The 11,829-nt window shown below is 38.1% G+C and carries 8 protein-coding genes; 6 read left to right on the forward strand and 2 right to left on the reverse strand.

Annotated elements, in window-relative coordinates; genetic code table 11:
- The first annotated feature begins 26 nt into the window (after window positions 1-26).
- From ES765_RS19210 to ES765_RS19235, 6 genes are all read left to right on the forward strand, one after another.
- Window positions 27-1,532 carry an MFS transporter gene (locus ES765_RS19210; RefSeq protein WP_138115964.1) on the forward strand — a complete coding sequence of 502 codons (1,506 nt, stop codon included), beginning with the start codon at window positions 27-29 and terminating at the stop codon, window positions 1,530-1,532.
- A gap of 73 nt (window positions 1,533-1,605) precedes the next feature.
- Window positions 1,606-2,466, forward strand: a complete 861-nt coding sequence (locus ES765_RS19215) for a phosphoenolpyruvate hydrolase family protein (RefSeq protein WP_138115965.1) — start codon at window positions 1,606-1,608, stop codon at window positions 2,464-2,466.
- Window positions 2,467-2,490: 24 nt separating this feature from the next.
- Complete coding sequence (locus tag ES765_RS19220; protein WP_138115966.1) at window positions 2,491-2,898, forward strand: cupin domain-containing protein; 408 nt, start codon at window positions 2,491-2,493, stop codon at window positions 2,896-2,898.
- A 61-nt stretch (window positions 2,899-2,959) separates the two neighbouring features.
- Window positions 2,960-5,668, forward strand: coding sequence for a PVC-type heme-binding CxxCH protein (locus ES765_RS19225; RefSeq protein ID WP_138115967.1), 2,709 nt, complete (start codon window positions 2,960-2,962; stop codon window positions 5,666-5,668).
- A 53-nt stretch (window positions 5,669-5,721) separates the two neighbouring features.
- Window positions 5,722-6,474: a ThuA domain-containing protein gene (locus ES765_RS19230; RefSeq protein WP_138115968.1), complete on the forward strand. Its 753-nt coding sequence runs from the start codon at window positions 5,722-5,724 to the stop codon at window positions 6,472-6,474.
- Between the two features lie 66 nt (window positions 6,475-6,540).
- The gene (locus ES765_RS19235) at window positions 6,541-8,616 is read left to right on the forward strand and encodes a hypothetical protein (protein ID WP_138115969.1); all 2,076 of its coding nucleotides are present in this window, start codon (window positions 6,541-6,543) and stop codon (window positions 8,614-8,616) included.
- Window positions 8,617-8,667: 51 nt separating this feature from the next.
- Here ES765_RS19235 and ES765_RS19240 read toward each other — a convergent pair whose 3' ends face one another.
- Window positions 8,668-9,999 carry a vanadium-dependent haloperoxidase gene (locus tag ES765_RS19240; RefSeq protein WP_138115970.1) on the reverse strand — a complete coding sequence of 444 codons (1,332 nt, stop codon included), beginning with the start codon at window positions 9,997-9,999 and terminating at the stop codon, window positions 8,668-8,670.
- Entirely contained in the window at window positions 9,996-11,486 is a 1,491-nt protein-coding gene (locus tag ES765_RS19245; protein ID WP_138115971.1) for an FG-GAP repeat domain-containing protein, read from the reverse strand. The genes ES765_RS19240 and ES765_RS19245 overlap by 4 nt, the downstream gene beginning before the upstream one ends.
- Between the last annotated feature and the right edge of the window lie 343 nt (window positions 11,487-11,829).

The following is an 11,829-nucleotide window of genomic DNA, read 5'->3' on the forward strand; positions in this document are numbered from 1 at the left end:
TAAATAATCAATTAGATACACTCGAAATGGAAAAAAGTAGTATTAATAAAAGCCGATTACTGTTCGCAAGTTTTTTTACAATTGTAGCAGGGGGTGTAGGTTTTGCAGTCAGAGGTTCAATTTTGGTCGATTGGGGTAACCAGTTTGGGTTTACCATGACAGAATTGGGTTCCATCACTGGTGGAGGCTTTGCGGGTTTCGGAGTTATTATTATTCTTTTTAGCTTAATTGTGGATCGCGTAGGGTATAAACCACTTTTAGTTCTTGCCTTTTTTGTACACTTTCTCTCTTTACTAGTTACAGTAGCCACGGTTTATGTATTTGACTCAATGGGTCGTGAAGCCGCTTATTGGTGTTTGTTTTCTGGTACATTTTTGTTTGCAGTGGGTAATGGTATTTGTGAATCAGTAGTTAACCCACTAGTGGCAACACTTTATCCTAAGGCAAAAACACATTATTTAAATATTTTACATGCAGGTTGGCCTGGCGGAATGATTTTAGGAGGTGTTCTGTCTATAGCCTTTCACGATATTTTAAGCTGGGAGGTTTTAATGAGCTTCTTTCTGATTCCAGTACTCATCTACGGCGTGATTATATTAAAAGAAAAATTACCATTGTCAGAGGCAAAAGAAGCAGGAATACCGTATAAAGAAATGTTCCGTCAATTTGGCTCTCCATTATTAATGGTACTTATGCTATTAATGGTTTTAATAGGATATGTAGAATTAGGTACTGATAGTTGGATCCAAAACATTACCGGAAACATTCTTGAAAACCCAACTAAAGGGGTGCTACTATTTATTTATACATCGGCACTAATGTTTATTCTACGATTTTTTGCAGGGCCTATTGTTCAGAAAATTTCACCATTAGGATTACTATTTGTTTGTTCAATTTTAGGAGCTATAGGTCTGTACATTTTAGGTACTGCTACAACAGGCCTAATCATGGTATTTGCCGTAACCATTTACGGTATTGCAAAAACCTTCTTTTGGCCTACTATGTTAGGTGTTGTTGGTGAACGTTTTCCTAGAGGTGGTGCAGTTGTTATGGGCTTTGTAGGTGGTGTAGGTATGCTATCTGCAGGTTTATTAGGTGGACCAGGCATAGGGTATAAACAAGATTATTTTGCATCGAGCAAAATAAAAACTGAAGCACCACAGGCATATGACCGTTATAAGGCTGATGATGAAAATAGTTTTCTTTTTTTCTCACCTATAAAAGGATTAAATGGTAGTAAGGTTGCCATCGTAAAAGATAATGGAGAGCAGTTACAGGGTGACATCGAACGTTGGGAAAGTACAGGGAAAACGGTCGACGAAAATGATAATTTAAATGCATTGCAAACTTGGTGGAGTAATGCAGAGCAAAATGCTCCAGAAGACAAAGAACCAGTAGAACAAGCAGGTTTCTACGGGGCTGGTAAAGCTTTAGTGGTTACCGCATTAATCCCAGTAATAATGGCCATTGGCTATTTTGTGCTTATCCTATATTTTAAAAAGCGCGGAGGGTACAAACAAATCGAAATCTAAGCCTAATAAGAAAATAAAAGTCAGAATAACAACAATAAATATAAATATAAATATAAATCTAAAACAAAGTACTATGCCAAATCCATGGACGGGTAAAGGAAACCCTTACACAAAACAAGAAGTTAGAGATCGATTACAAAAAGTAGTAAATCAAAAGAAAGCAATAATCGCTGCTGGAGCAGGAACCGGTATTAGCGCAAAATTCATAGAAAGAGGTGGTGCCGACCTTATAATTATTTATAACTCTGGTAGATTTAGAATGTCTGGTCACGGTTCTACAGCCGGAATGATGGCTTACGGCGATGCTAATGCTGTAGCTATGGAAATAGGGGAGTTTGAAGTCTTACCTGTAGTAGAAGAAGTACCTGTGATCTGTGGTGTTCATGGTAGTGATCCCCGTAGGAGAATGTGGCATTTTTTAGGACAGGTAAAAGATATGGGCTTTTCTGGGGTGAATAACTTTCCTACCCATTCAATCATCGATGGTCATTTTAGAAATGTATTGGAAGAAACAGGTATGAGCTTTCAAAAGGAAGTTGAAATGGTCAGATTGGCTACAAAGATGGATTTGTTTTCTGTCGTTTATGTCGCAAAACCTGAAGAGGCAGTTCAAATGGCCGATGCGGGTGCAGATGCTATAATTGCACACGTAGGTACTACTGTTGGTGGTTCTATTGGTGTTACAGGAGCAACAGTTCATATGGATGCCGCTTTAGAGCGAACACAGGCAATTATAGATGCGGTCAAAAAGGCTAATCACGATACTTTTTTCCTTGCGCATGGTGGACCGATAAATACTCCAGAAGATGTGCGCTATACCCTTGATCATACAACAGGGCTTCATGGTTTTGTAGGCGCTTCCTCTATAGAAAGAATGGGTGTTGAAGCTTCTCTGACCAATCTAACCAAAGAGTTTAAAGCATTGACATTATAATTTATATCCTAATCAAATTTGAGTATGTCTAAGAACTGGAAATTTATCAAAGAAAAGGATATGATGTTCGAGAAGGCCTTTGGTCGAGAGCATTATTGGCATTACCACCCAGAGATTGTCAAAAATGCAGAATCTTATATGGTTAAGGTGGTGGTGCCTGAAGGTGATGGACATAATTTTCATCGACATCCTAAAATGCATGAGATTCTATATATACTCAAAGGAAAGGCAGAGCAATGGATTGAAGATGAAATGCAAATTCTTGAAGTTGGTGATTCCGTCTATATCGATGCCGATGTTGTACATGGAACTTTTAATGCCGGTAAAGGTGAACTAGAATTCCTTGCAGTGCTGTCCCCACCCGAAGGGTGGGAGGCTGGCACATTAGATGTGAGCAAAGAAGAACCCTATGTAAACTATCGGTCTGAGTAAGCCATAATTAAGTAACTGCAACAAATCAAATCGGCAGAATAACTGAAAATAAAAACCAAAAATGAAAAAATCGAAATCACCTCTTTTGTTAATATTTGGGGTACTACTTTTTGTCGCTTGTTCGGGCGAAAAAATGCCACCACCACCATTGACTTATACAGGAGAGGATCCTAAAGTTCAAGACCCTTTAAGTCCAGAAGATTCACAGAAACATATACAGTTGCCAGAAGGTTTTTCGGTAGAGCTTTTTGCAGCCGAACCAAATATTATTAATCCTATCGCATTTACATGGGATGAGAGAGGTAGGCTGTGGGTTGTGCAATCCAAAGATTATCCGCATGAACTAGCCAACGATGTGGGTGGTGATCGAATCACAATTTGCGAGGATACTAACGGAGACGGTGAGGCCGATAAATTTATCGATTTCGCCACCGAGCAAAGTTTATCTACAGGAATAGTTCTAGTGAAAGGTGGTGCTATTGTTTCACAGGCTCCTGATATGGTGTTTTTGGAAGATACCAATGGAGACGATAAAATGGATAAGCGTACCGTGTTGTTTAATGGGTTCGGTACATTTGATACCCACGCTGGGCCATCAAGCTTACGTTACGGTATCGATAATGCTATTTGGGGTGCTGTAGGTTATTCAGGTTTTGAAAATCAGTTTAAAGACAAGTCAGTTAAATTTGAACGAGGTGTTTATCGTTTTGAAAAAGATGGCTCTTACTTAGAGCCAATCGGTCAATTTGATAATAATACTTGGGGTATGGGGTATAACGAGAATTTCGAAATTTTCGGTTCAACGGCTAATAATAATCATGCATGTTATGTGGGTATTCCCCTAAAACACTATGAATATTTAGATAAAATGCCTTCATGGGCGCTAAATGCAGACTTTATTCAGGGGCATTATGAGATAAGTCCCGTAGATACTATTCCTTTACAACAGGTTGATGTAAGAGGAGGGTTTACGGCAGCATCAGGGGCTAATTTTTACACCGCAAGAAATTATCCAGAAACATATCAAAACCAAATGTATGTGAGTGAGCCTACGGGCCATTTGGTACATATTGCAAAGATTATAAAGGATGGTGCAGGGTATAAAGAAGTAGATGGTGGAAACATTTTCGCTAGTACCGATGCGTGGACAGCTCCAGTTTTTTCGGAAACAGGCCCTGATGGAAACCTTTGGGTAGCAGATTGGTATAACCCTGTTATACAGCATAATCCTGATAAAAGAGGAATGGACAACCAGATTTGGAACGCTGATAAAGGAGAGGGTAATGCACACTTGAACAAGTTTAGGGACTATGGACACGGTAGAATTTATATTATAAAGTATAATGATAGCGACAGTTCTGAAATTACCAAATTAGATGCTCATGATGATAAAGCTTTGTTGAGCGCATTGCAAAGTGATAATTTATTTTGGCGTACGACTGCACAACGTTTGATTGTGGAAGAGAATAAAACAGAACTAATTCCTGATTTAATTAAATTGGCAAATGATGAATCTAAAACCGATAAAAGTGGATTGAATGCAGCAGTATTGCATGCACTTTGGACATTGGACGGCCTTGGTGCAATTAACAAAAACAACTCCGAAGCAGATAAGGCAGTCGTTAATGCTTTGTCAAGTGGGAGTTATGCGGTAAAAAGGGCGGCGATGGCACTCTTGCCAGAAACTACAAATGGGAGTGAACTATTGGTAGCATCGGGATTATTGACAGATCCTGATTCGCAAACCCGACTTGCTGCAATTTTAAGAGCTGGTGAATTGCCGGAGTCTGCGTCATTATATACAGAAATGGAAAAGGTTTCTAAAGACGCTTCTAATTTTTCGGATAAATGGTTGAACGCAGCTATCAAAGTCTATTTCAGAGAGTTGAATCATGAAGAGGTAGATGTTGCTTCAGTAGAAATGTTAGTGCCATCGGACAAAGAAAAAATTTCATGGAGTTATATTGAAGAAAAGCCAGAAAGCAATTGGATGGCAGTTGATTATAAGGATGCAACATGGAAAAAAGGACAAGGAATGTTCGGTGCAAATGATGAGGAACGAATAATCACGAAGTGGACTACTGATAACATTTGGTTACGCAAAGAAATGATCATTAATCAAGATATTGAGCAGCCAGTAATAAAAATAGCAAATGATGATGATTACGAGCTTTATATAAACGGTGAACTTTTGATAGCTGAAACAGGCGCTAGCACTAATTACAAATACATGAGGGTAGATGAAGATAAAAGTAAATTGTTTAAAAAGGGAAAAAATGTAATCGCTATTCATTGTAAAAATACAGGAGGTGGACAACACATCGATGTCGAAATCGGTAAAATTAGGAAGGTTAAAGTAGATGTCACTTTTAATCTAAAAACAGTGAGTCAAGAAATGGCTTTTGATAAAACAGAATTAAAGGCTGTTGCAGGGCAGACTGTAGAAATTACATTAGATAACGTGGATCAAATGCCGCATAATTTGGTAGTTATAACTGCGGGTAGTTTGGATACTTTCGGACCTACAGTTGACAAATTCGTTACCACACCTGATGCTGAAAAGATGGGTTATGTGCCAAATTCAAGATACGTTTTAGGAGCCACCAAAATGCTGAATCCTAGCGAGAGTGGTTCTGTGATTTTCACATTGCCCGATACTCCTGGTACGTATCCTTTCGTATGTACATTTCCTGGTCATTGGCGATTCATGAAAGGTGTTATTATTGTAACAGCCCCAGAATCTAATATAGGGGGCGATAGTGATATCTGAGAAATAAAGTCCCAAACTAATCTAAAATAAAAGAACAATAAATTAAATATAAAATGAAAAAAGTAGCGATTTTATTAGTAATATTCGGAATAACATTCGGGTGTAAAGTCCAAGAATTACCAAAATTTTATAAAAACGATGCATCCGCAGGATATTATATTTCCGATAAAAAAGGAGCAACCAAAATTGCCGTCACAGGGGGAAGTGGTTCACATAATTTTAAAAAATTCTTTGGTGAAGTTGACGGCAAAGTACTAAGTGAAAATGGCAGAAATACAGTTATTTTTACAGAGGACCCTAATGAAATGGATGTTTTAATTCCAGTAGTTGACGTATTGATGCTTACCAATAATCAACCTTTAAATGCAAAGGCAAAACAGGCGATTTTTTCTAAAGTGAATGCAGGAAAATTAAATATGCTAATTTATCACCCAAGTACATGGTACAACTGGGAAGATTGGCCCGAATACAACAAACAACTTGTTGGTGGTGGATCTCGTTCACATGAAGAGTTACAAGAGTTCGAAGTAACAGTTGTAAAGCCTAATCATCCTATAATGAAAGGTGTTCCATCTAAATTCAGGATAATTGATGAACTTTACCGATGGGAAAAGGATGCCGATGCCGAGATTGAAGTGCTTGCAATAAGCAAAGGATTGAAATCTGGAGAAGAATATCCTTCAGTCTGGATTGTAAAACATCCCAAAGCAAAAATAATAGGGAATACCTTGGGCCATGATGAAAGAGCGCATGAACTTGGAGCATATAGAACAATTTTGAAAAATAGCCTTGAGTGGGTTAAATAGAAAAAGTTTAGAGGTTACAAGATTGTTTTATACCACTTATTTTTTGCTATTTAATTTAATCATTTTATGAAAATAGTATTATGTATTCCCTTACTATTGTTTTGCCTTTTGGCACAGGCACAGATTCCTGTTATGTTACCTGATAATATAGGGGTGAATGATACGGAGGTAAAGATTATTGAAAATAAGCTGGAACTTATTTGGCCCATTGAAAATTTAGAACAGTGTCAATTGGTGTTGAATTTAGAAAAAGATAAACCTTTGTTCCGTACAATAGCAATTGGTCGGAAAGGAAATTTCAAAACTATATCAACGAATGTTGAACCTGTTTTTTTGCTTAATGTGGGGAGTCGTACCCTAACGCCCGAAAATGGATGGACTATTTTTTTCGACAAGGTGCCAACCAGGTCCTATACGTCACATCTACTGGATTTGAATATAACTGCAATGAAGATTACGAAGCATAAAAATCGAACCGTAATTATTATTTCCGATATTTCAGCCCCTGATTTTAAAGGTTCTCTTGAAATAACAATTTATAATGGAATTCCGCTATTTAATATTGCAGCTGTAATCGAAACGGCAAAAGATTCGACAGCAATTCTTTACGATGCGGGATTAACCAGCGAAACACCTTGGAAAACCGTAGAGTTTTCAGATACATCTGATGACTTACAGCAAATAAATACCTCGGAAAGCGATAATGCCGTAAACGTATCTGTAAACTACCGTAGTATTCTTGCTACAAACAATCAAGGTTCCCTTGCTGTTTTTCCACCTCCGCACCAATATTTTTATCCGTTGGATGAAGCTTATAATCTGAAGTCTGTTTGGTACGGTAAAGGGTATAGGGATATCGTTCAAGATTTCGGTGTGGGCATTCGCCACGACCCCAAAGGGGATGAACGCTATGTGCCATGGTTTAACGCACCGCCAAATACTGCCCAGCGGTTGAATTTCTTTTGTATGCTTAGCTCAGGTTTACCAGATCGGCTTCTAGAAAAAATAAAAAAGTATACACACAAAGATAAATATGTACCATTAAAGAATTACAAGACCTTTGCAAGTCATTTTCACAATGAATTTATTATGAACGTAGTTCTGGCGGATAAACCGATTCCTCAAAAGCCAGAGTTTGTAGATGTTTTTAAGAGTATGGGAGTGGACATTGTTCATTTGGGAGAGTTCCACTATACAGCCCATCCTAAAGGCCCAGATGAGGTGCGTTTAAAGGAACTTAAAGCACTGTTTGATGAATGTAAAAGATTGTCGGACAAAGAGTTTTTACTACTACCAGGTGAGGAGCCAAATGAGTTTTTAGGAGGACATTGGATGTGCTTTTTCCCAAATCCGGTGTATTGGATTATGTCACGTGATGCGGACAAGCCTTTTGTTTCTGAAGATCCCACTTACGGTAAGGTATATCGCATTGCGGATAAGAATGAAATGTTACAACTTTTAGAATTGGAAAAGGGGTTGGCATGGACAGCCCATCCACGAATAAAGGGTTCTACCGGTTATCCAGATATTTATAAAGAAGAAACTTTTTTTAAATCCGACCGCTTTATGGGTGGAGCATGGAAATCGATGCCTGCTGATCTTTCAATTTCGAAATTAGCCCTTCGTGTTTTTGACTTGATGGATGATATGAATAACTGGGGTACTAAAAAGAAAGTGATTGCTGAGGCAGATCTTTTTACCATTACAGAAGAAAACGAAATGTATGCCCACATGAACATCAACTATTTAGAATTGGATGCGATACCTAATTTTTCTGAGGGTTGGCAGCCGGTTTTTAATGCGCTTGAAAATGGTCGTTTCTTTTCGACCACAGGAGAAATCTTGATTCCATCTTTTTCTATAAACGGAAAAGGTTCTGGAGAAACCGTTCAATTAAACAAATTTAGTCAGGTGGAAGTCAAAATAGAAATCGACTGGACCTTCCCCTTGAATTTTGTAGAAATTATTTCTGGAGATGGAGAAAATGTTTTTCGTGAAAAAATAGATTTGAACGAAACGAAAGCATTCGGTTCACAAAAATTTCAATTTTCGGCTAAAATGGCCAACCGAAAATGGGTGCGATTGGAAGTCTGGGACGTTGCTGTCAATGGGGCTTTTACACAAACAGTTTATTTGGAATAATAAAAAATTCAGCTACTAAATTGTAAATCAAATAGTTGTGATCAAATATTCTTATTTCACCCTTGTCTTTAATTTATTAGCAAAAAATCTCCCAATAGCGTACCCTTCATCTTGTCCGTTGACAATAGCGGGCATGTAATGAATTCCTCCATAGAATCGGCTAATGGCCGCTTCTTCAGCAGCTTGTTTAAAGGAATCAAAATCGCGTACCGGTAGACCGAACTCAACTTCTGTAGAATCGGAGAATGCAAAATTTTCCCCAAATAATTTAGACAGTATGATGGCTGCGGCTGAAGAGATTACACTATGCCCACTGGTATATTCAGGAAACGGTGGGGTCTGTAGTATTGGTAGCCAATCGGGGTCGATATGTTGGTTGATATATGTTTCTGGGCGTATTACAGAACTACGATATTTTTCATCCCAACAGCTAATAAAAGCATCTGCCAAAGTAACGGACAAAGAGGCGTAGGCTTCAGCTGATTGTACTACCGAAGCATTTGCTTTTTTACAAACTAAAGTTGTAATATTCATCCAATGTCCGTTAGGTGATATTTTTTTTGTGGCATACATCACATGGCCGCGGACGTTCATCTTGAACGGATTACAGTCCCAGAAATTGGCAATTTCCTTTTCTTCAGCATTATTTGAGTTGACTTTTTCATAAACTGCGACAACGTCTTTATAGAAAACACTTGTCGTGTCGAGAGAAAATAGAGGAGGAGCTATCGGCCTGTATTGTTCAACAGAATTAATCATAAAGGTCCGCAATTTGCTCCAATTTGGCTCTATGGCCTTCATGTAGGCAGGTGGTGTAGGTTTCCAAGAGCCTATATCATTTTTCACCGTATAGTCGGGCATAGACTGTATTTGTTTGTAATTATCGTTACCCGCCCAGGCCATTATATGGTCGGCCATTTGTTGTCCGTAGGCAATGGAATTTTTAAAAACTATATTGGGTATGCCGATATCCTTAAACTCCTGAAGTAGTTTCTTTTCAAACACATTGATTTTTCCCTCCGAAAGCACAAAATGTTTTCCGGTATTTAGCAAGGCATGGGCAGCAGCTAATGTTAGACTGTACTCTTTTTCTTTGTCAATCTGAGGTAGAGTTTGTAATCCATGTAATTGCCCTACAAAACTGAAATAATTAGGATTGTTCTGAATCAATATTTCATAAGCGGCAATCGACACATAAGCATAAGTACGACTCGTTACTGGAGGAGAAAAAATATCATGCACTATCACATCGCTAACCTGTTTCATTGCCCTATGAATGAAATCTGCATCTTCTGTTTTTGTTTTCCAGTCTTTGGAAACCGTTTTTTGTGCTGAACATGCGATTGACCATATTATAACGATCAAGAAAAATACCTTTTTCATAATACCTCTCTTTTGTTTCCCTTAAAATTGGTAATAGTAATCTTTTCTACTGTCTTTTCAATCGGAAATTTACGGGATGATTGCGACAAGTAAGTTGAGCCGTAATAAAATTCCACCCGTCTTTTACTACCATCTATATATTCGATATCTGCAGAAAAATCATCAGATTTTAAATCGATCCATTTTACTACGTTCTTGTTTTTTTTTGAGAACAGTAGCAAACTATCCTGGTTTTGGGTTGCAATCACCACATCTTCATTTTTTGCGGTATGAAGGGTAGCCATCCCTTTGGCATCACCATTTACGAAAAACCCAGACTCTCCTATAGACATAGATTCAAAACTTCCTTTGCCATTGCCTTTTAGACAAAGGCCGTTAAAAGCATCGTGTCTACCGCTGTAAGGGTCCATACCATAATCGTTGCCTACCATCAAAATATCAAGATTACCGTCACTATCTACATCGTCGGAAATCATTCCGAAGATAGGTGCTTTCTGTGCTTCAAATGGTAATGGCTTCATTTCAAATTTTCCATTGCCTATGTTTTCGATATAGGAAGTCCTCATTTCATTGGCTTCCAGGACAATGGACCCTTTTCTGTCTTCATCGCTCCATATATCATTCATTGTGGCCAGACCGTAGGATTTATAGGTAGGAAATTTTTTTCGCATTGTTATTACTTGGGATACTAAATCATCTCTTGAAGCAATCGGAAAAGCCTTTCGTGTTCCGTCATCGCCTAGCATATAACAAAATACCGTAGCGTCCATAGAACCGTTTTGGTCAATATCTTTTGCAATTATCGTCATTGGCTCTTCCGGAGAAGCCTTATAATTGGTATTCAGGCCTAAATTACCAGCGATATAATCTAAATCCCCATCATTGTCAAAATCGCCCGAAACAAGACTATTCCACCAGCCTGTGCGATTTTCAATTCCAGTACTAACTGCTTCAAAAGTAGTTCCCGTATTCCTTAAAAAGGTAACTGGCATCCATTCACCAGTCAAAATTAAATCTGGTCTTCCGTCCATGTCAAAATCGCTCCATAAGGCATCAGTAACCATACCTATATTTTGAAGTTCTGGGAAATATTTTTTAGATACATCAACGAATTTTCCATTGTCGTTTCTTAATAAAAAGCTTTTGGGTGCGGTTGGATAACTAGCGGAAACTACACGGCCACCTACAAATAAATCTAAATCACCGTCTGCATCGAAATCAGCAGCTTTTACACAAGAGCCATTGGTTAGGTCTTGAGGCAGGGCATCTGTTCTTTGAAACATCCCTTTGCCATCATTTAAAAAGAACCGGTCGGTACTAACAGAATGGTTTGCCGGAATCTCATAACTACCGCTGACGAGATAGAGATCGAGGTCTTCATCATTATCGGCATCAAAAAATAAGACACCCATATCTTCGAATAGAACATCCTCATTTTGCATAAACCGAGATTCGTCCATTGTAAATTTTCCTTTGGCATCTTGCATAAAAAATACCCCAGGATTATCGGAGGAACCTCCTAAATAGAAATCGTCATAACCATTTTTGTCAATATCACCAACCGCAATACCTGGTCCATATTGGCTTAATTTATGGGGTAGTGTAGGTTGAATGTTATAATCTGAAAAATCGGTTTCTTTGGGTTTGAATTCGATTCCATATTCGGTGTTTACTTCATTGAAAATTTTGGAAATTATTGGATTTCTAAGTTCAAGTCATAAGTGCAACACGAATATTTAAAACAGATGGGGCTAGCCCCATCTGTTTTAGGCTCAATATTTATATTCGTTTTGATGAAACATTACAAACAATTGACCTTAGAGCAAAGGT

It is taken from the genome of Maribacter sp. ACAM166 (assembly GCF_005771495.1).
Classification (GTDB): Bacteria; Bacteroidota; Bacteroidia; order Flavobacteriales; family Flavobacteriaceae; genus Maribacter.